Origin of the sequence: Scleromatobacter humisilvae, assembly GCF_023231945.1 — a bacterium.
GTDB lineage: Bacteria > Pseudomonadota > Gammaproteobacteria > Burkholderiales > Burkholderiaceae_C > Scleromatobacter > Scleromatobacter humisilvae.
This window is the reverse complement of record NZ_JAJLJH010000003.1, coordinates 421,420-440,761: the sequence shown is the minus strand read 5'-3', so window position 1 is coordinate 440,761 and position 19,342 is coordinate 421,420. Positions and strand designations below refer to the sequence as shown.

The 19,342-nt window shown below is 70.5% G+C and carries 16 protein-coding genes; 10 read left to right on the top strand and 6 right to left on the bottom strand.

Annotated elements, in window-relative coordinates; genetic code table 11:
- Positions 1-65: 65 nt before the first annotated feature.
- The 3 genes from LPC04_RS15090 to LPC04_RS15080 all read left to right on the top strand — a co-directional run bounded on the left by LPC04_RS15090 (position 66) and on the right by LPC04_RS15080 (position 1,604).
- Positions 66-704 (top strand): hypothetical protein, encoded by a 639-nt coding sequence (locus tag LPC04_RS15090; protein ID WP_275683075.1) that lies wholly within the window; start codon positions 66-68, stop codon positions 702-704.
- A complete protein-coding gene (locus LPC04_RS15085; RefSeq protein ID WP_275683074.1) occupies positions 701-1,237 on the top strand; it encodes a hypothetical protein in 537 nt (178 codons plus the stop codon). Before LPC04_RS15090 ends, LPC04_RS15085 begins: the two co-directional genes overlap by 4 nt.
- 73 nt (positions 1,238-1,310) lie before the next feature.
- A complete protein-coding gene (locus LPC04_RS15080; RefSeq protein WP_275683073.1) occupies positions 1,311-1,604 on the top strand; it encodes an iron oxidase precursor (Fe(II) oxidase) in 294 nt (97 codons plus the stop codon).
- On the opposite strand, the gene LPC04_RS15075 is transcribed toward LPC04_RS15080, so the two are convergent.
- Entirely contained in the window at positions 1,605-2,024 is a 420-nt protein-coding gene (locus LPC04_RS15075; protein WP_275683072.1) for a MarR family winged helix-turn-helix transcriptional regulator, read from the bottom strand. It abuts the gene before it with no gap.
- A gap of 78 nt (positions 2,025-2,102) precedes the next feature.
- On the opposite strand from LPC04_RS15075, the gene LPC04_RS15070 reads away from it, so the two are divergent.
- The 3 genes from LPC04_RS15070 (at position 2,103) to LPC04_RS15060 (ending at position 5,151) form a co-directional block, all read left to right on the top strand.
- Complete coding sequence (locus tag LPC04_RS15070; RefSeq protein WP_275683071.1) at positions 2,103-2,864, top strand: alpha/beta fold hydrolase; 762 nt, start codon at positions 2,103-2,105, stop codon at positions 2,862-2,864.
- Between the two features lie 97 nt (positions 2,865-2,961).
- On the top strand, positions 2,962-4,605 hold the full coding sequence (locus LPC04_RS15065) for an Lcl domain-containing protein (protein WP_275683070.1): 1,644 nt from the start codon (positions 2,962-2,964) through the stop codon (positions 4,603-4,605).
- Positions 4,606-4,698: 93 nt separating this feature from the next.
- Positions 4,699-5,151, top strand: coding sequence for a hypothetical protein (locus LPC04_RS15060; RefSeq protein ID WP_275683069.1), 453 nt, complete (start codon positions 4,699-4,701; stop codon positions 5,149-5,151).
- 77 nt (positions 5,152-5,228) lie between these two features.
- On the opposite strand, the gene LPC04_RS15055 is transcribed toward LPC04_RS15060, so the two are convergent.
- Entirely contained in the window at positions 5,229-6,140 is a 912-nt protein-coding gene (locus tag LPC04_RS15055) for a LysR family transcriptional regulator (protein ID WP_275683068.1), read from the bottom strand.
- A gap of 98 nt (positions 6,141-6,238) precedes the next feature.
- Between LPC04_RS15055 and LPC04_RS15050 the strand changes: the two genes are divergently transcribed.
- Entirely contained in the window at positions 6,239-7,417 is a 1,179-nt protein-coding gene (locus LPC04_RS15050; RefSeq protein ID WP_275683067.1) for an MFS transporter, read from the top strand.
- 15 nt (positions 7,418-7,432) lie between these two features.
- Here LPC04_RS15050 and LPC04_RS15045 read toward each other — a convergent pair whose 3' ends face one another.
- Positions 7,433-8,092, bottom strand: coding sequence for a TetR/AcrR family transcriptional regulator (locus LPC04_RS15045; RefSeq protein ID WP_275683066.1), 660 nt, complete (start codon positions 8,090-8,092; stop codon positions 7,433-7,435).
- A gap of 153 nt (positions 8,093-8,245) precedes the next feature.
- Between LPC04_RS15045 and LPC04_RS15040 the strand changes: the two genes are divergently transcribed.
- Complete coding sequence (locus tag LPC04_RS15040; RefSeq protein ID WP_275683065.1) at positions 8,246-9,781, top strand: DHA2 family efflux MFS transporter permease subunit; 1,536 nt, start codon at positions 8,246-8,248, stop codon at positions 9,779-9,781.
- Between the two features lie 9 nt (positions 9,782-9,790).
- On the opposite strand, the gene LPC04_RS15035 is transcribed toward LPC04_RS15040, so the two are convergent.
- Complete coding sequence (locus tag LPC04_RS15035; protein WP_275683064.1) at positions 9,791-10,897, bottom strand: GlxA family transcriptional regulator; 1,107 nt, start codon at positions 10,895-10,897, stop codon at positions 9,791-9,793.
- Positions 10,898-11,049: 152 nt separating this feature from the next.
- On the opposite strand from LPC04_RS15035, the gene LPC04_RS15030 reads away from it, so the two are divergent.
- Complete coding sequence (locus LPC04_RS15030) at positions 11,050-12,258, top strand: YbfB/YjiJ family MFS transporter (RefSeq protein ID WP_275683063.1); 1,209 nt, start codon at positions 11,050-11,052, stop codon at positions 12,256-12,258.
- On the opposite strand, the gene mug is transcribed toward LPC04_RS15030, so the two are convergent.
- On the bottom strand, positions 12,259-12,780 hold the full coding sequence (gene mug, locus LPC04_RS15025) for a G/U mismatch-specific DNA glycosylase (RefSeq protein WP_275683062.1): 522 nt from the start codon (positions 12,778-12,780) through the stop codon (positions 12,259-12,261). It lies immediately after the preceding gene.
- A 185-nt stretch (positions 12,781-12,965) separates the two neighbouring features.
- Between mug and aceE the strand changes: the two genes are divergently transcribed.
- Positions 12,966-15,632 carry a pyruvate dehydrogenase (acetyl-transferring), homodimeric type gene (gene aceE / locus LPC04_RS15020; protein ID WP_275683061.1) on the top strand — a complete coding sequence of 889 codons (2,667 nt, stop codon included), beginning with the start codon at positions 12,966-12,968 and terminating at the stop codon, positions 15,630-15,632.
- A gap of 805 nt (positions 15,633-16,437) precedes the next feature.
- Here aceE and LPC04_RS15015 read toward each other — a convergent pair.
- The gene (locus tag LPC04_RS15015; RefSeq protein WP_275683204.1) at positions 16,438-19,245 is read right to left on the bottom strand and encodes a 2-oxoglutarate dehydrogenase E1 component; all 2,808 of its coding nucleotides are present in this window, start codon (positions 19,243-19,245) and stop codon (positions 16,438-16,440) included.
- Positions 19,246-19,342 lie beyond the last annotated feature (97 nt).

Genomic DNA, 19,342 nt, shown 5'->3' with positions numbered 1-19,342 from the left:
TAGGGATGTCAGCCAGCCGTGGCTGACGGAGACTCCGCCGCGAAGCAGCACGGCAGGAGCACGGAATGGCGGAAGCGCCCGAGATTGCCAAGAAGCACGCCAGGACCCACGGAGCAACCGGACTGGTGCCGGATTGCCGCCTGATGCTCTCGTTCGCCCGCAAGAACGGCTTCGTGCTGCCGCTGCCGCTGCTGCGCGAGATCGGCTGGCTCGACTCGGTGCTCAAGGCGCTGGAGATGGATCCGATCTCGCAGGTGGCGCCGGCTCTCGTCTGGCCGATCGAGGTGGCGGGCGCGGCGCCGCTGTACACGATCCACGATCCGCACCCCGACCACAGCGCCCCGCAGGCCACCGGCCTGACGCCCGAGGAGGTGATCCTGGACATCCATGCGAAGCTGTCGTTGCTGATCGCGCCCACGACGGCGCTGTCGCTGCAGACCTCCGAGCCGCCCGCCGGCAAGCGCCACATCTTCGGCGGCATGCCGCCGCTGGTGCAGGCGGTGATCGGGGTGGCGTTCGTCAGCGCCGTCTGCTTCGTGATCAGCGCCTCGCAGATCGCCGGCAAGGGCGAGCGCTGGAAGGCCCGGCGAGCGGCCGAGAAGGCGGCCGAGTCGCAGGCGTCGGCCGCCTTCATCGAGGCCGCCGCGGCGGCCGCATCCGTCCCGCGGGCAGCCCAGCCCGCCAGCCAGGGAGCGTCCAAATGATGGAATGGCTGCACGACATCGAGACCTCGGCCAGCTTCTGGACCTCGCTCAACGCCTTCTTCGGCGCGGTGCTGGGCGCCTCGTTCTACGTGCTGGTGAAGACCCAGCCCTACCTCGCCACGCGCTCGTACGATCCGAAGTACAACGCGTCCTACATCTCGCGCTTCTTCACGGGCGTGATCGGCGGCCTGATCCTGTCGATCGCGCTGGGCCCGTTCATCTCGGGCAAGCTGGGCACGCAACTCGACCAGTCGCTGTCGCCCGGCGTGATCGCGCTGCTGGGCGGGTTCTCGGCGCGCGCGGTGGAGCTGATCCTGCAACGGCTCGTCGAGGTGCTGATGGCCGCGGTGCGCGGCGACGGCAGCGAGGATGCCAAGGCCAGACTCGCGGCCGCGTCGGCGGCCAAGGACAACGCGGTGAAGAAGTCGCTGGACGCCGTCATCGATGCCCACCTGAACGGCGCCCCGCCCGCCAAGGTGAAGGCCTTGCTGGACAGCCTGCGCGACGAGGTGAGCCAGCCGACGAAATTCTGATCCCGGGAATATTCCGGCGCTTCGCCCGGTCTGACATGCACGGCCATCGCGCCGGGCATCGAAGGGGTCGAGCATGGAAGATCAACGGACGGACGGTCTCTCGCGCCGCCGCGCGCTGCAGCGCACCGCGGCCCTCGGGGTGGGCGTGACCATCGCGTGGGCGGCCGGCACGCCTGCGCGCGCGCAGGCCAAACTCGCGAAGGCCGCGGTGAAATACGTCGACAAGGGCGACATGCCCGGCAAGGACTGCGACGACTGCGTGCACTACATCGCCCCCGCCAAGCCGAAGGCGCCGGCGACGTGCCAGCTCGTCGAAGGGCCGATCAGGCCGCACGGTCATTGCATCGCCTTCTCGCCGAAGACCTAGCTACGGTGCGTCGTCGCCCAGCAGCTTGGACAGCAGCGCCCGCAACTGCTGGCGCTCCGCCTTGTTCAAGGGCGCGAACGAGGCCGCGAGCAGGCGGTCGACGACCGTGCTGCCGGCGGCCAGCATCTCCTCGCCTTCCGGCGTGAGGTGATGCAGGAGCGCGCGCCCTTCGCCGGCAACGCGCTGGATCAGCCCGCGCTCGACCATCCGGCCGGCGAGCGCGCCGAACGACTGGTCGCTCTGGAAGGTGAGGCCGGCCAGCTTGTGCGACGACGACTCGGGGTTGCGCGCGATCGCACGCAGCGCGTCCCATTGCGCGAGCGTGGTGCCGATCTCGATCAGCGCGGCGTCGACCGCGCGATGGTGGCGGTACTGGGCACGCTTGATCGCGTGGCCCAGCGGCTGGAGGTCTGCGGGCATGGCCTTGTCACCTTGCGGAGAATTCTCGGCTATCGTATCATGATCTTTATATCAATATATTTATATAAAGGACCTGTCATGACGACCCGCCACGAAAGCTTCGTCGACGACCTCGCCCTCACCTTCGACGATGCCGGCAGCGGCCCCGCCGTGCTCGTGCTGCACGGCGGCGGCGGCCCGCAGACCGTCGCGCGCTTCGTCGAGGCCATGGCCGCGAACGCGCGCGTGATCGCGCCGGTGCACCCCGGCTTCGGCGGCACGCCGCGGCCCGGCGACTTCGACAGCATCGAGAAGCTCGCCGATGCCTACGCCGCGCTGCTCGAACGCCTCGTGCTGACGGAGGTGCTGGTCGTCGGCTTCTCGATCGGCGGCTGGATCGCCAACGCGCTCGCGCTGCGCGCCGGCGAGCGGCTGCGCGGCGTCGTGCTGGTCAACGGCGCCGGCATCGTCGTCGACGGCGAACCTTGCGCGGACGTGTTCTCGCTGACGCCGCAGCAGCTGTCGGCGCTGAGCTACCACGACCCGGCGCGCTTCGGCATCGATCCGTCGAAGCTGACCGACGCGCAGAAGGCCGGCATGGCGGCCAACATGCGGACGCTGGCGGTCTACGGCCGCGCCCGCGACATGGCCGACCCCCAGCTGCGCGCGCGTCTCGCGCTGGTGCGCGTGCCGGTGCTGGTCGTGTGGGGCGAGAGCGACCGCGTCGTCACGCCGGCCTACGGACGCGCCGTCGCCGAGTCGTTCCCGGACGCGCGTCTCGAGATCATCGCGCAGTGCGGCCACATGCCGCAGATCGAGCAGCCGCGGCGGCTGCTCGAGCTCGTCGCGACGATGCCCTGAGCGCGGCGCCGCGACTTTGTTCACGGGCGCGCCGGCCGGTGACTCAGGGACGGACGTTCAGCGCCGTAGAAGAGTCATCACTTTGGACAAGCCCTCGATGACCCAGACCGCCTCGCCCCCCGCGCGCGCCCGCGCCGCCGCCCTCGCGCTCGCCTGCGCGAGCCTTCTTGCGGCCTGCGGTGGCGGCGGCGGAAGCAGCAGCAGCCAGGCCGGCGACACCGATCCCGGCCTGCCGCCGCCGACCAACACCTTCGCGGGCAGCGTGAGCTATCGCGGCGCGCCGCTGCCGGGCGCGACGGTCATCGCGTTCAACACCAACACCAACCAGGTCGTCGCGACCGCCACCACGGACGCCAACGGCCACTACAGCTTCGCGCAGCTGGGCACGTCCTGCACCGACGCCTGCAAGTGGAACTACCAGTTCTGGGCGACGAAGGCGGGCTACTCCTTCGAGCCGGCCATCGGCAACGCCGCCGACGCCGATCGCTCCGGCTACACGTGGTACGCCCCGGCGAGCGACTGGGCAGCCGCCTCGGGCGCCGCCGTCACGCGCGAGGACTTCACCGGCCAGTTCACGAATCCCGGCGGCGGCTCCGCCTACATCCAGTCGGTGCTGAACTTCGACTCCGTCCCGAACGGCTCGGTCGCCGACGGCAACTTCATCGCCCACGACGGCGCCGACCCGCTGGTGCGCCTGGCGGCCAGCGGCCAGGCGCAGAGCTACGCGCCCGGCGACGACGCGGACCGCCACGCCGGCGTCGCCTGGCCCGCGACGCGATATGTCGACCATCACGACGGCAGCGTCACCGACACGCTGACCGGCCTGACCTGGCTGAAGGACGCCGGCTGCCTCGCGCCCGCCACCTGGGCCAACGCGATCGCCGCGGTGAACCACCTGGCCGCCGGCGCCTGCGGGCTGGCGGACGGGTCGACCGCCGGCCAGTGGCGCCTGCCGAACCAGTGGGAGCTGGAAAGCATCGTCGACGAATCGGCGGCCAGCCCGGCGATCAGCGCCGGCAGCCCGTTCGTCAACGTGGCCGACACGGCCTACTGGACGTCCACCAGCTACTACGGCGGCCAGGCCGGCTCGCCGAGCGCCTGGGCCATCCGCATGGGCGATGGCCGCTACATCAACGACGGCGCCGGCAATCTCAAGGCGACGAGCAGCCTCGGGGTCTGGGCCGTCAAGGGCGGCGGACCCAACGCGGGCGGCAGCGTCCGGCTGCAGGCCACCGGCATGTACGTGCCCTACGCCGCGGGCGACGACGGCAGCGTGCAGGCCGGCGTCGCGCTGCCGTCCCAGCGCCTGCGCGAAAACGGCGACGGCACGCTCACCGACACCGTCACCGGCCTGGTCTGGCTCAGGCGCGCCGACTGCTTGGCCGGCAACTGGAGCGACGCCCTCGCCGCGGTGCAGGGCCTGGCCAGCGGGCAGTGCGGCCTCAGCGACGGCTCGGCCGTGGGCGCCTGGCGCATGCCCAATCGCAAGGAGATGGCCAGCCTGGCCGACCGCGCGCTGAACAACCAGGCCGACTTCTTCGACACCACGTGGCCCAGCGCCGACGCCGGCCTGCCGTCCGCCGCGGCGCCGTTCGCCGGCTTCGTCACGCTGCAGTATTACTGGACGTCGACCACCGACGCCGCCGACACGACCGAGGCCTGGACGGTCTTCAGCTGCGACTACGGCGTCTACGACACGCCCAAGACGGCCACCGGCTACACGCTGGCGGTGCGCAGCTGACGCCGGCCTGGAGGGTCTTCCCTAATTTCCATGTTGCACCGCAGCAATGATCGATTTATCATTGCTGCACTGCAACATCAACCGGAGACCTCCATGACCACCGCCTTCGCTTTCCCGTCCTTCCCCGGCGCCGAAAAGTTCGCCCCCGAAGCCCTCCAGGCCAACCTGAAGCCGGTCATGGAACAGGTGCAAGCCTGGGCCGACCTCGGCAAGAAGCACTTCGAGGAAAGCCGCCTGGCGACCGAAGCCGCGCTGAAGTCGATGACCGGCGTGAAGGATCCGCAAGCCGCCGTCGAACTGATCAAGGCCAACGCCCAGCAGGGCCTCGTGCTCGCCGGCCAGCAACTGCGCGCCTCCGCCGACCTCGGCGTGTCGCAGTTCCACGCCAACCTCGACGCGACCGCCGCCAAGCTGCCGCAAGCCGAGGCCTTCGCGCCGATCGCCAAGGGCCTGAAGTCGGGCGTCGACCAGGCGTACAGCTCGCTGTCGTCGGTCATCGACCAGGTCGCCCCGGCCGCCAAGAAGCCGACGGCCCGCCGCGCCTGATCGTCCGTCGCGACGCGGCTCGACCGCGTCGCAACGACTTCGAACGCCCTGCCCGCCTCGCGCGGCCAGGGCGTCGTTCATTGCGGCTCGATCCGCACGTTCTCCACCAGGAAATCGAGGAACGCCCGCACGCGTGCCGGCAGGTAGCCGCCGTGGCCGAGGAAGACGGCGTGGATCTCCTCGAGGTCGCCCGGGTTGAACTTCTCCAGCACCGGCACGAGCCGGCCCGCGGCGATGTCGTCGCGGCAGTGGAAGCGCGCCAGCCGCGCGAGCCCGACGCCGGCCACGGCCAGGCGCTGCAGCGAGGCGCCGTCGCTGACCTGCGTGTTGCCGACGGCGGGCAGCATCACCTGCTTGCCGGCGGCCAGCACCGGCCAGCCGTTCAACGTGCGCGTGCGGTTGAAGCCGAGGCAGTTGTGCCGCGCCAGGTCGGCCGGCTTCTTCGGCACGCCGTGCCTGGCGAGGTAGTCCGGCGACGCCACGATGGACTTGCGCGTCGCGCCCAGCTTGCGCGCGACGAGGCTCGAGCTCTTGAGCGGCCCGGCGCGCACGGCGACGTCGGTGCGGTGCTCGATCAGGTCGATCACCTCGTCGGTCAGCACGATGTCCAGCGTGATCTCGGGATAGCGCTCGAGGAACGCCGGCACCAGCGGCAACAGTGCCGCCTCGCCGAACGGCACGTTGGCGTTGACGCTCAGCCGGCCGCGCGGCGCATCGTTGGCCGCGGCGCCGCGCTCGGCCTCGGCGAGGTCGGCCAGCACGCGCACGCTGCGCTCGTAGAACACGCTGCCCTCGGCGGTCAGCTGCAGTTGGCGCGTCGAGCGATTGAACAGCCGCACGCCCAGCCTGGCCTCGAGCCGGCCGACCAGCTTGCTGACCGCCGACGGCGTCATCGCGAGTGCCCGCGCGGCGGCCGATAACCCGCCGAGCTCGACCACGCGGACGAAGACTTCCATCTCGCCGGAGCGGTTGACGTCCTGTCTGGACATGTGATTTAAGTTCACAAGTGTTCTTCTTGCCGGCAGTCTAGTCGCAAGCGGCATTCGCCGCCACCATGGGAACCATCGTTCGTTCCCGGAGACTTTCCGTGCCTCTCGCTCTCTATGCCTTGACCGCCGGCGCCTTCGGCATCGGCGTCACCGAATTCGTCATCATGGGCCTGCTGCCCGACATGGGCGCCGACCTCGGCGTCACGCTCCAGGCCGCCGGCCTGCTGATCTCCGGCTACGCGCTGGGCGTGGTCGTCGGCGCGCCGGTGCTGACCGTGCTCACGCGCAACTGGCCGCGAAAGGCCGTGCTGCTCGCGCTGATGGCGATCTTCACGATCGGCAACGCCGCCTGCGCGCTCGCGCCCGGCTACGGCCTGCTGATGGCGGCGCGCGTGCTGACGGCCTTCGCGCACGGCAGCTTCTTCGGCGTGGGCGCCGTCGTCGCCACCGGCCTGGTCGCCGCCGACAAGCGCGCCTCGGCCATCGCCATCATGTTCACCGGACTGACCATGGCCAACGTGCTGGGCGTGCCGATCGGCACCTGGCTGGGCCAGGCCTTCGGCTGGCGCGCGACGTTCTGGGCCGTCGCCGGCGTGGGCCTGCTGGCGCTCGCCATCATCCAGGCGCTGGTGCCGCGCGACGCCGTCGCGCCCGAGAAGATGGACTGGCGCGCCGACCTCGCCGCGATGGGCCGCCGCAGCGTGCTGCTGGGCCTGGCCACGACCGTGCTGGGCTACGGTGGCGTGTTCGCCGTGTTCACCTACATCGCGCCGCTGCTGACGCAGATCGCCGGCTTCGACAAGGGCGCGGTGCCGCCGATCCTGCTGGTGTTCGGCGGCGGCCTCGTCGCCGGCAACATCCTGGGCGGCAAGCTCGCCGACCGCCGCCTCGAAGCGACGGTGCTGGGCTCGCTGCTCGCGCTCGCGGCGGTGCTTGCCGGCATGAGCGTCGCGCTGCACAGCCACGCGCTGGCCGTCGTCTTCGTCGGCCTGCTGGGCATCGCCGCCTTCGCCACCGTCGCCCCGCTGCAGATGTGGGTGCTGTCCAAGGCCGACGGCGCCGGCGCGACGCTCGCGTCGAGCTTCAACATCGCCGCCTTCAACCTCGGCAACGCACTCGGTGCGTGGGTCGGCGGCGTGGTGATCGCGCGCGGCCCGGGGCTCTCCGCGGTCACCTGGGTGGCGATGCTGCTGCCGCTGGCGGGCGCGGCGCTCGCGGGATTCGCGATGCGCGCGCGACGCGCGGCGCCGCGCACGCCCGCGCGCGCGGGCGCCTGACCGGGCTGCGCGCGCTCAGGTCTTGCCGAAGGCGCGCATGAACGTCGTCACTGCCGCGGCGGCCCACTGGTCGCACTGCGCCTGCGACGGCACCGAGCCGGGATGGGTCACGCATTGCATCTGCGCCTCGCCGCGAACGAGGTTGACGAAGTGGATCGCCGCCATCTCCAGGCCCACCGACGAGAAGTCGACCTGGCCCTGCGCGGCGGCCTCTTCCAGCCGGCGCTCGACGATCCCGTTGAACCCGTGCGGCCCCAGCAGGTAGAACTGCCGGGCCAGCGCAGGAAAGCGCGGCGCCTCGCCGACGACCGCGCGATACAGCGCCAGGATGTCCGGCGACAGCGCCAGCCGCAGGTAGGCCTGCGCCAGCGCGGCGAGGACGTCCTGCAGCTTGCGCGAGCGGATCTCGGTCGCCCGCACCTCGCCCAGGAAGCGCGCGCACTCCGCCTCGACGACGGCGTTGAACAGCGCCTCCTTGGTCGCATAGCGCGCGTAGACCGTCGCCTTGGACACGCCGGCCGCCTGCTGGATCATGTCCGTCGTCGCGGCGCTGAAGCCGTGCGTGAAGAACACCGCCCGCGCGCCGGCCAGTACCGCCGCGGCCTTGTCGTCAGTCGGCACGCGCGGCGCCGGCGCCTTCGCCGCGGGCAGGCGCTTGCGGGACGTTGCATTCAATCGACTCTCCCTGTCCGGTGATCGGCCCGCCATGTTAGGTCAAAACCGATCGGTACATAACAACACCGATTGAAGGGCCAATCACGCTCTTTTCCAGCATCCTGCTCGATTCCATGTACTGTACCGTTCGGTTTAGACAAAACGGAACAGGCCATGTCTTCGACGCCCATCGACTACGAGCCCCTGCGCGGCAGGCAACTGGCGCTGGCCGCCGTGGTGCTCTCGCTGGCGAACTTCATGGTGGTGCTCGACACGACCATCACCAACGTCGCGCTGCCGACGATCTCGGGCAACCTCGGCGTCTCGACGACCGAAGGCACCTGGGTCATCACGGCCTACGCGGTGGCCGAGGCGATCACCGTGCCGCTGACCGACTGGCTGTCGCGCCAGTTCGGCCGCGTGCGGCTGTTCATGATGTCGCTCGTCGCCTTCGTCGTCTTCTCGATCTGCTGCGGCCTCTCGCGCTCGCTGGGCGCGCTGGTGCTGTTCCGCGTGCTGCAGGGCATCGCCGGCGGGCCGCTGATCCCGCTGTCGTCGACGCTGATGCTGGCGGTCTTCCCGAAGAACAAGTCGAACATCGCGCTCGCGCTGTGGGGAATGATGACCGTGGTCGCGCCCATCTTCGGGCCCATCCTCGGCGGGCTGATCTCCGACGACTGGAGCTGGCCGTGGGTGTTCTACATCAACATCGGCTTCGGCATCTTCGTCTGGCTGGGCGCGCGCCGCGTGATGACGGCGCACGAGAGCCCCGTGCAGCGCTCGCGCATCGACGGCGTCGGGCTGGGGCTGCTGGTGTGCTTCGTGACCGCGTTCCAGATCATGATCGACAAGGGCCGCGAGCTCGACTGGTTCGACTCGCCGGTGATCGTCGGGTGCGCCATCGTCTCGGCGATCTCGCTCACGCTGTTCATCATCTGGGAGCTGACCGATGCGGCGCCGGCGATCGACCTGTCGGTGTTCAAGTCGCGCACCTGGCTCGCGTCGACGCTGTCGCTGAGCCTCATGTTCGGGATCTTCTTCGGCAACATCGTGCTCACGCCGCTGTGGCTGCAGCAGCAGATGGGCTACACGGCCACCTGGGCCGGCTACGCGACCGCGCCGATGGGGATCCTGGCGGTGCTGTCGTCGCCCGTCATCGGACGCCTGCTGCCCAGGATCGACGCGCGCCGCATGGTGACCTTCGGCATGCTGGTGCTCGCCGGGTCGTTCTTCATGCGCGCCCACCTGACCACCGACTCGGGCTACGCGAACGTCGCGATCCCGATGTTCGTGCTGGGCGCCGGCATCCCCGCCTGCATCATCTGCCTGACCTCGCTGGGCGTGTCCGACCTGCCGCCGAACAAGGTGGCCAGCGGCGCGGGGCTGCAGAACTTCATCCGCATCATGTCGATGGCCGTCGGCGCCTCGCTCACGCAGACCTACTGGGAGCACATGTCCCAATACGACCGCGCCGAGCTCGCCGCGGTGATGGATCCGACGCGCGTGCGCACCGCGATCGCCGCGCTCGGCGACTCGCTGCACGGCGCCGCGGATCCGGCCGCGGTGTTGTCGAGGATGGTCGACCAGCAGGCGGTGATGCTGGCCACCAACGACTTCTACGCGCTGGCCACGATCCTGATGCTGGGCTGCATCGCGGTGGTCTGGTTCATCAAGCGGCCCAAGGGTCCGCTGAAGACGGTCGCGCACTGAGCGCGACGATCACGACGCGCGCGACGACGTCGCCGCGTCGCGCAGCGACGGCGCGATGCGGATGTCCTGCGGCCCGGCGCCGATGGACAGCACGGCCGCCGCGTCGCGCGGCTCGCCCGAGCCCTCGCGCCGGAAGCGTTCGCGGTACTCGCGCGGCGTCGTGTCGAGCCGGCGCGAATAGATGAAGCGCATCTGGTTGCTGTTGTGGAAGCCGCAGCGGAACGCCACCGTCTTCAGCGGCAGGTCGGTCTCCTCCAGCAGCTTGCGCGAGTAGTCGATGCGCACCTGCTCGACGAACGCCGACGGCGTCATGTTGGCGCTCTTGGCGAAGATGCGCGAGAACGTGCGGCGGCTCACGGCGACGGCGTCGGCCAGCTGTTCGATCGACAGCTGCTCGCCGATGTGGTCGGTGACGTGGCGCAGCACCTTGGCCACGATCGTCTCCTCCTTCGGCCCGACCGCCAGGTAGGGGCTGTATTGCGACTGCCCGCCGTCGCGGCGGATGTAGACGATCAGCTTCTTGGCGATGCGCAGCGCGAGCTCGTGGCCCCAGTCCTCGGCGACGAGCGCCAGGCACAGGTCGATGCCGGCGGCCACGCCGGCCGAGGTGAACAGGCAGCCATCGCGCACGAAGATCTTGTCGGGCCGCACACGGGCGCGCGGGAACTGGGCGATCAGGCGATCGACGTCGTTCCAGTGCGCGGTGACCTCCTTGCCGTTGAGCAGGCCGGCATGGCCCAGCGGGAAGGCGCCGTTGCACACAGAGCCGAACCGCCGCGAGCCTTCGGCCTTCTCGCGCATCCATTGCAGGATGCCGGGCTCCGGCCGGAAGACCGGCAGGTCCGGGCCGCCGGCGACGAGGATCAGGTCGGGCTGCCCGTCGTACTCGAGGTAGCCCGCATCGACGTGGATGCGCAGGCCGTTGGCGCAGCGCAGTTCGCCCGACTGCATGCCGACGAGCGTGACCTCGTAGCGCTGCTCGTCGGCGAGGAACTTGTTGGCCTCGGCGAACACGTCCATCGGGCCGGCGACGTCCAGCGCCTGCACGTCCTCGAACACGACGATCGCGACCTTCGTGGGTCGGTCGGGTGTGTCGTGCGCGGTCTCGTCTGGCATGCAACGAGTGTAGACCGATCCGTTTTCCAGCAGCGCGCGCGCGGGTGTTCGCCGGATGGCCGGAAACACGCCGTCGTTGGCCGGGAACGGGCCCGTCGCGGCACCCGCGCGCAGGCTGCCGTCCCTAGACTGGCGGCAAAGGAGTCCTTCAAATGAACACGATGGTCAGCACGGCCGGCACGGCCCGGCGAAGTCTCGGCGATGTGTGGATCGCGCTCGGCCTGTCGACGGGCGCCGCGGTCTCGCTCGGCTTCTCGCGCTTCGCCTACGCGCTGCTGCTGCCGCCGATGCGCGCGTCGCTGCATTGGAGCTACGTCCAGGCGGGCGGCATGAACACGGCGAACGCGCTGGGCTATGTCCTCGGGTCGGTGGTCGCGGCGTGGGTGTCCGAACGCCTGGGCATCAAGCGCGCGTTCCTCGCGACGCTGGCGCTCAGCGGCGTGGTGCTGCTGCTCACCGGTTTCACCGCCGACTACGGCGCGCTGATGGCGCTGCGCTTCACGGGCGGCTTCGCGACGGCGATCACGTTCATCGTCGGCGCGTCGCTGGCGGCCGGCGTGAATGCGAGCGGTGCGCCGCAACGCGCCGCGATTCCGCTGGCGATCTACATCACCGGCGTGGGCAGCGGCGTCGCGCTGTCGGGGATCGTCGTGCCGCCGCTGCTCGCCCACCTGGGCGCGGGCGGCTGGCCCGCGGGCTGGGTCGCGCTGGGCGCCATATCGATCGCCGCGCTGTGGCCGGCCGTCGCCGCGACGCGCGCCGTCCCCGCGCAGGCCGCGCGCGACGAGCGCCTGCTGCCGTGGAAGGAGATCGCGTTCCTGTGGCCGACCTTCGCGAACTACCTGCTGTTCGCGGCGGGCTACGTGTCGTACATGACGTTCATCATCGTGCTGATCCGCAACGGCGGCGGCGGCGCAGGCTACGTCGCCGCGTTCTGGATCGTGCTGGGGCTGTCCTCGGTGATCGGCACGCTGGCCTGGGGCCGCGCGCTCGCGAAGCTGGGCATCCGCTGGAGCTCGCCGGTGGTGGCGATCGTCGTGCTGCTCGGCACGCTGCCGGTGCTGTTGCGCCCGACGGTGCCGGCGGCCTTCCTCTCGGCGATCGTGTTCGGCACGAGCTTCATGGCGGGCCCGACGGCCGTGACCGTGATCGTGCGCAAGCTGCTGCGGCCGCCGATGTGGACGGCCGCGCTGGCGGAGCTGACGGTCGCCTTCGCGATCGGCCAGGCGATCGGGCCGCTGATGTCGGGCGTCGTCTCGGACGCGACGGGCTCGGTCAGCGCGGGCCTGTGGCTCTCGCCCGTGCTGCTGATCGCCGCCGCGGTGGCCGCGCTGTTCCAGCGCAACCGGGAGGCCGCCTGATCAGGCCTCGAGCGCGACGCGCAGCGCGCGATACGCGGCGACCAGCGCGTCGAGGCTGAAGCCGCGGTTGAGTCCGCTGGGATTCGGCAGCACCCAGACCGCCGCGCCGCCGAAGGTCGCGGCCTGCGCGCCCCAGTCGACGGCAGTCTGTTCCGACAGCGCCGAATACGCCGCCTTGCCCAGGAACGCGACGCAACGCGGACGCCACTGTGCCAGCTTGCGTTCCAGCTCGCCCGCGGCGGCGAGGTACTCCGGCCTCGACAGCTCGCCCGCGCTCGCGGTGGGCCGCGCGACGACCGTGGTGAGTCCATAGCCGAACGCCGGCAACACGCGATCGTCCCGCGGCGCCAGCAGCCGTGGCGTGAAGCCGGCCTGGTGCAGCACCGGCCAGAAGCGATTGCCGCGCCCTTCGAAATGATGGCCCGTGGCGGCCGCCAGCGCGCCCGGGTTCAGGCCGCAGAAGATCGCCTTCAGGCCCGGCGCGAGCACGTCGGGCAGCGCGCGTCCCGTCTCTTCGTTCATTGCCGATTCCTCCGAATGCCGTGGCGAACCGGAGTGTCGACCGGAAATCCGCGCGTGGGACGAGCGCGTCGCAAAGCACGCCAGCATTGGCCCAAATGCAGCCATCGCGAGCCCCCGCCGCGACGCTCCGGTGCCTAGAGTCCTGTTCCATGGATCAACGACTTTCACCCAACGGAGCAAGCACCATGGACAGGATCCCCGACCACGTCGACCTCGACCCGCAGGAGACGCAGGAGTGGCTGGACGCGATGAGCGGCGTCCTCGAACACGAGGGCCGCGGCCGCACGCACTTCCTCATCGACGAACTGCTGCAGCAGGACAAGACCACGGGCGGCGGCTACCGGGCCGCGCTCACCACGCCCTACGTCAACACGATAGACGCCGCGCAGCAGCCGGCCTTCCCCGGCGACGTGGCGATGGAGCTGGCGCTCGATTCGTACCTGCGCTGGAACGCGATGGCGCTGGTGCTGCGCGCGGGCAGGCATTCGGGCGTCGGCGGCCACATCGCGACCTACGCGTCGGCGACCACGCTCTACGAGGTCGGCTTCCGCCACTTCTTCCGCGCGAGGACGGACGCGTTCGGCGGCGACCTGGTCTTCATCCAGGGCCACTCGTCGCCCGGAATCTATGCGCGGGCGTTCATGGAGGGACGCTTCACCGAGGCGCAGATGGACCTGTTCCGCCAGGAGACCAAGGGCGGCATGGCGTCGTACCCGCACCCGCGCACGATGCCCGCGTTCTGGGAGTTCCCGACGGTGTCGATGGGCCTTGGCCCGCTGATGGCGGCCTATCAAGCCCGCTACATGCGCTACCTCGAGGACCGCGAACTGATTCCGGCACAGGGCCGCAAGGTCTGGGCCTTCCTCGGCGACGGGGAACAGGACCAGCCCGAGACGCTCGCCGCGATCGCGATGGCCGGCCGAGAGAAGCTCGACAACCTCATCGTCGTCGTCAACTGCAACCTGCAGCGCCTCGACGGCCCCGTGCGCGGCAACGCGAAGATCATCCAGGAGCTCGAGAGCGTCTATCGTGGCGCGGGCTGGAACGTCGTCAAGGTGATCTGGGGCAGCGGCTGGGACAGGCTGCTGCAGGACGACCACGACGGCCGCCTGCGCCAACGCATGATGGACGCCGTCGACGGCGAGTACCAGGTCTTCAAGGCGCGCGACGGCGCCTACGTCCGCGAGCATTTCTTCGGCGTCGATCCGGTGCTGCGCGAGCGCGTGGCGCACCTGAGCGACGACGAGATCGGCGCGCTGGCCCGCGGCGGGCACGATCCCGTCAAGGTCTACGCCGCCTACGCCGCGGCGATGAAGCACGGCGGCCAGCCCACCGTGATCCTGGCCAAGACCGTCAAGGGCTACGGCATGGGCGCCGCCGGCGAGGCCGCCAACACCAACCACCAGCAGAAGAAGATGACCGCCGACGCCGTGCGCGCGCTGCGCGACCGCTTCGCACTGCCGGTGCCCGACGACCAGGTCGAGGACGTCCCCTACCTGCACCTGCCGCCCGGCAGCCCGCAGGACGCGTACTTCCAGGCCGGCATCGCGCGCGCGGGCGGCCACATCCCCCATCGCAGCGCGGGAACGGAGACGCTCGTCGCGCCGCCGCTCGATTCATTCGCCGCGCACCTGAAGTCCAGCGACGGCCGCGAATACTCGTCGACGATGGCCTTCGTGCGCGTGCTTTCGCAGTTGCTCAAGGACAAGGACATCGGCCCGCGCGTGGTGCCCATCGTGCCGGACGAGTCGCGCACCTTCGGCATGGACGGCCTGTTCCGCCAGGTCGGCATCCACTCGCACGTCGGCCAGCTATACACGCCGCAGGACGCCGGCCAGCTGAGCTACTACAAGGAGGACCGCCAGGGCCAGATCCTGCAGGAAGGCATCAACGAGTCGGGCGCGATGTCGTCGTGGATCGCGGCCGGCACGGCCTACAGCACGCACGGCGTCGCGACGGTGCCGTTCTACATCTATTACTCGATGTTCGGCTTCCAGCGCACCGGCGACCTGGCCTGGGCCGCCGGCGACATGCGCACGCGCGGCTTCCTGATCGGCGCGACGTCCGGCCGCACCACGCTGGAGGGCGAAGGCCTGCAGCACAACGACGGACACAGCCACGTGCTGTCGTCGGTGATCCCGTCGTGCGTCTCGTACGACCCGGCGTATTCGTACGAGATCGCCGTGATCGTGCAGGACGGCCTGCGCCGCATGCTGCAGGAGCACGAGGACGTCTTCTACTACCTCACGGTGGTCAACGAGAAGACCGCGCATCCGGCGATGCCCGAGGGCGTGCGCGAGGGCATCGTCAAGGGCATGTACCGGCTGCGCGAGGGGCCGGTGTTCGACCCGAAGCCGCGCGTGCAGCTGTTCGGCAGCGGCGCGATCCTGAAGGAGGTGCTCGCGGCGGCCGACCTGCTGCGGGACGACTTCGGCGTCGTCGCGGACGTGTGGAGCGTGACCAGCTACACCGAGCTGCGGCGCGAGGGCCTCGAGACCGAGCGCTGGAACCGGCTGCATCCGCTGGCGCCGCAGCGCACGGGCTTCGTGCAGCGGCAGTTGGCCTCGACGGCGGGCCCGATCATCGCGGCAACCGACTACATGAAGGCCGTGCCCGACCAGATCCGGCCGTTCGTCGGCAGCCAGCGCTTCGTCACGCTGGGTACCGACGGCTTCGGGCGCTCCGACACGCGCGAGGCGCTGCGCGGCCTGTTCGAGGTCGATCGCCATCACATCGTCGTCGCGGCGCTCAAGGCGCTGGCCGATGACGGGCTGCTGCGGCCGCAGGAAGTCGCCGATGCGATCGCGAAGTACGGTGTCGATCCGGAGGCTCGCTCGGCTGCGTTGCTCTGAATGCTGCGCGATGCTTTCGCATTCGCCCGCACGGCGCGCGGGCGGTTGCTGGCCTCGCGGACCTCTGCGGCAGGGAGAGCAGGGGCCTCATTTTCCGGCGCCTCGGGCATCTGACTCCGGCCTGAACGGCCTTCGTCCGCGGGCCGGCTTGCGATGTTCAGACCGCGCGTGCATACCGGCCACTCTCCGGCACCGGGCCAGCACGTCATCGATGCTCGCCAACGTGCCGAGGCGCCGGAAAACGAGGCCCCTGCTCTCCTGCCGCGGCGACCGCTCGGTTGATGGGAGAGGTAGCGTGTCTCGGCCCATCGAGGGCCTCAACAGCCCCGGCGCCACCCGAACGCTGCGAACGATCTGGATTGCTGGCCAACAGCGCGGGCGCTTCGCGTGCGCGAAGACATCGGCAAGCGCGAAGCGCCGATCGCGCGTGAAAGTTCAGTTCGCAGCGTTCGGGTGGCGCCGGGGCTGTCGAGGCCCTCGATGGACTGAGACACGCTAACTCCCTTCACCAGACGACCGGCTGCCGCGACAGGCTGGGCAGGGGTCGGTCGCGCAGGCGCCTCGGCACGTTGGCGGGCACCGGCGACGGGCTGCCCCGGTGCGGGAGAGTGGCCGGCATGCACACGCGGTCTACACATCGCAAGCCGGCCCGCGGAGACCCGCCGTTCAGGCGGGGCTCAGATGCCCGAGGCGCCGGAGCGACCGACCCCTGCCCGGCATGTCAGCGCCACGACGCTCGCCATCAAATCGCCCGCGCAACCGCGCGGGCAACCACATCACAAAGTCCCACCCTCTCGCAATCCACTCAATCCTCGAACGCCGAGCGGACCAGCTCCGCCTGAAGCGCCGCATGCACCGCCGCCGAACCCGGCGCCGTCGACGCCATCGCCGCCGGCCCGGCGTACTGCAGCGGCGCGGGATGCGCGACCACCCGCAGCTCGGGCTCCAGCGTGCGCCACGCGCCCTGGTTCTGCGCCTCCTCCTGGCACCACACGACAACGCGCGCATTCGGATACCACGCGAGCTCCGCGGCCAACTGCGCCGCCGGGAACGGATACAGCTGCTCGACGCGCACGATCGCGACGTTGCGCAGCCCGCCCTTCGCACGATGCTCCAGCAGCTCGTAGTACACCTTGCCCGAACAGAGGATGACGCGCTCGACGTCGTAGCCATCGGCGGCCGCGATCGCGGCGTCTCCGATCACCGGCGCGAACCCGCCCTTGGACAGGTCGGCCAGGCTGCTGACGGCGGCCGGATGGCGCAGCAGCGACTTCGGCGTCATCACGACCAGCGGTCGCCGCTCCGGCAGCGTCGCCTGCGAGCGCAGCAGGTGGAAGAACTGAGCCGGCGTGGTCGGCTGGCACACGCGCAGGTTGTCCTGCGCGCACAGCTGCAGGTAGCGCTCGAGCCGCGCGGACGCGTGCTCCGGCCCCGCGCCCTCCTGGCCGTGCGGCAGCAGCATCGTCACGGAACTGCGCTGTCCCCACTTGGCGAATCCCGCCGAGATGAACTGGTCGATCACCACCTGCGCGCCGTTGGCGAAGTCGCCGAACTGGGCCTCCCACAGCGTCAACGCCTCGGGGCGCGTCACGCTGTAGCCGTACTCGTAGGCCAGCACGGCGGCCTCGGACAGCGTCGAGTTCGTGACGCTGAAGCTGCCCTGCTCGTCGCCGACATGCTGCAGCGGCACGTACAGGCCTTCGCAGCGGACCTGCCGATCCTGGTTGTGCAGGACCGCGTGGCGATGGCCGAAGGTGCCGCGCTCGCTGTCCTGGCCGGTGAGGCGCACGTCCGTGCCCGCCGCCAGCAGCGACGCGAACGCAAGGTGTTCGCCCATGCCCCAGTCCAGCGCCCGCGTCCCGGCGGCCATCTCGCGTCGCGCGTCCAGCGTCTTCCTGACGAGCGGATGCAGCGCGTGGCCCTCCGGCAGCCGCGTGAGTCTCGCGGCGAGCGTCGTTATCTGCTCGAGCGACGGCGCGACATGGACAGCCACCGCTGGTGCGATGACGGACGCCTGCGCTTCGGCGCCAGCAGCGCGCCCACGTACGGACTCGCCATGCGCCGCATCGAGCCGCTCGCGGAACGTGGCCACCCACTGGTCGGCCTCCTGCGCGGTCACGAGGCCGTCGGCCGCGAGCCGCTTCGCGTAGATCGCCCGCACGCCCGGATGCGCCGCGATCGCGCGGTACATCAGCGGCTGCGTCACGGTCGGCGTGTCCTGCTCCTGGTGGCCGTGGCGGCGGAAGCAGACCAGCTCGATGACCACGCTGCGGCCGAACTCGGCGCGGAAGTCGAGCGCGAGCTGCGCCGCGTAGGCGACCGCCTCGGGGTCGTCGCCGTTGACGTGGAGCACGGGCGCCTCGATCGTCTTGGCGATGTCGGTGCAGTAGTACGACGAGCGCGCGTCGCGCGGATCGCTGGTGGTGAAGCCGACCTGGTTGTTGACGACGACGTGCACCGTGCCGCCGGTGCCGTGGCCGCGGGTGTAGCTGAGGTTGAGCGTCTCCTGGACGACGCCCTGCCCGATCACCGCGGCGTCGCCGTGGATCTCGATGGGCAGCACCGCGGAGCGCGGCAACTTGTTCGCCTCGGACTTGGCGCGCGCGATGCCCTGCACCACCGGATTGATGATCTCCAGGTGCGACGGGTTGAACGCCAGCGCCACCTCCACCGGACCGCCCTCGGTGTCGACCATCGCCGTGTGGCCCTTGTGGTACTTGACGTCCCCGGCCAGCAGGTCGGCGTCGGCGTCGCCGCCGAAGTCGTCGAACAGCGACGCCGCCGGCTTGCCGGCGACGTTGAGCAGCACGCTGAGCCGGCCGCGATGCGCCATGCCCATCACGGCATGCCTGACGCCGCGCGCCGCGCCGCCCTGCACCAGTTCGTCGAGCAGCACGATCAGCGATTCGCCGCCCTCCAGCGAGAAGCGGGTCTGGCCGACGAAGCGCGTGTGCAGGTATTTCTCGAGGCCCTCGGCCGCGGTCAGGCGCTCCAGGATGCGGCGCTTCTTCGCAGCCGGCAGCGCCGGCTTCGAGCGCGTCGACTCGAGCCGCATCTGCCACCAGCGGCGCTGCTCCGCGCTGCCCACGTGCATGAACTCCGCGCTCAGCGTCCGGGTGTAGGTCTGCTGCAGCGCGGACACCAGTTGCTCGAGCGGCATGTCCTCGTCGGAGAAGTACGAGTCCGCGCCGCTGAACGTCAGGGCGAGATCCGCGTTGACCAGTCCGTAGTAGGCCGGCGCCAGTTCGGGCAGCGGCGGCGTGTGCGTCCAGCGCAGCGGATCGAGATCCGCCTGGCGCGTGCCCACCAGCCGATAGGCCGCGACGAGCGACTGCACCGCGACCTGCTTGCGGGCGAAGTCCAGCAGCTCGGTCGCGGACGCGCGCGCATCGGCCGGCCGGCGCGCGAGCGACTGGAAGCGCTCGACGACGGGGGCGTGCGGCACGTCCTTCGTGCTCGAGCCGTCCACGGCCGGCGTGGCGCGCAAGGCGTCGAAATAGTCGCGCCATTCGGGCGGCACCTGGGCCGGGTCGGCCAGGTACTGCTCGTACTGGTCCTCGACGTAGGGTGCGTTGCCGCCGTACAGGAACGACGAGCTGGCGTTGCGTTGCATGTCCACGATGCTCTCCACGGCTGCACCAGGCAGCCACTCGGTTGCGAATTCGTCGAGGACGCGTCGTGTCGACGGCCTCGCTTGCGCGTACAACCGA

Bases quoted from the DNA above. Each gene is read 5' to 3' on its own strand.
- LPC04_RS15090 (WP_275683075.1), top strand. From the start codon at position 66: ATGGCGGAAGCGCCCGAGATTGCCAAGAAGCACGCCAGGACCCACGGA.
- LPC04_RS15085 (WP_275683074.1), top strand. From the start codon at position 701: ATGATGGAATGGCTGCACGACATCGAGACCTCGGCCAGCTTCTGGACC.
- LPC04_RS15080 (WP_275683073.1), top strand. From the start codon at position 1,311: ATGGAAGATCAACGGACGGACGGTCTCTCGCGCCGCCGCGCGCTGCAG.
- LPC04_RS15075 (WP_275683072.1), bottom strand. From the start codon at position 2,024: ATGCCCGCAGACCTCCAGCCGCTGGGCCACGCGATCAAGCGTGCCCAG.
- LPC04_RS15070 (WP_275683071.1), top strand. From the start codon at position 2,103: ATGACGACCCGCCACGAAAGCTTCGTCGACGACCTCGCCCTCACCTTC.
- LPC04_RS15065 (WP_275683070.1), top strand. From the start codon at position 2,962: ATGACCCAGACCGCCTCGCCCCCCGCGCGCGCCCGCGCCGCCGCCCTC.
- LPC04_RS15060 (WP_275683069.1), top strand. From the start codon at position 4,699: ATGACCACCGCCTTCGCTTTCCCGTCCTTCCCCGGCGCCGAAAAGTTC.
- LPC04_RS15055 (WP_275683068.1), bottom strand. From the start codon at position 6,140: ATGTCCAGACAGGACGTCAACCGCTCCGGCGAGATGGAAGTCTTCGTC.
- LPC04_RS15040 (WP_275683065.1), top strand. From the start codon at position 8,246: ATGTCTTCGACGCCCATCGACTACGAGCCCCTGCGCGGCAGGCAACTG.
- LPC04_RS15035 (WP_275683064.1), bottom strand. From the start codon at position 10,897: ATGCCAGACGAGACCGCGCACGACACACCCGACCGACCCACGAAGGTC.
- LPC04_RS15030 (WP_275683063.1), top strand. From the start codon at position 11,050: ATGAACACGATGGTCAGCACGGCCGGCACGGCCCGGCGAAGTCTCGGC.
- mug (WP_275683062.1), bottom strand. From the start codon at position 12,780: ATGAACGAAGAGACGGGACGCGCGCTGCCCGACGTGCTCGCGCCGGGC.
- aceE (WP_275683061.1), top strand. From the start codon at position 12,966: ATGGACAGGATCCCCGACCACGTCGACCTCGACCCGCAGGAGACGCAG.
- LPC04_RS15015 (WP_275683204.1), bottom strand. From the start codon at position 19,245: ATGCAACGCAACGCCAGCTCGTCGTTCCTGTACGGCGGCAACGCACCC.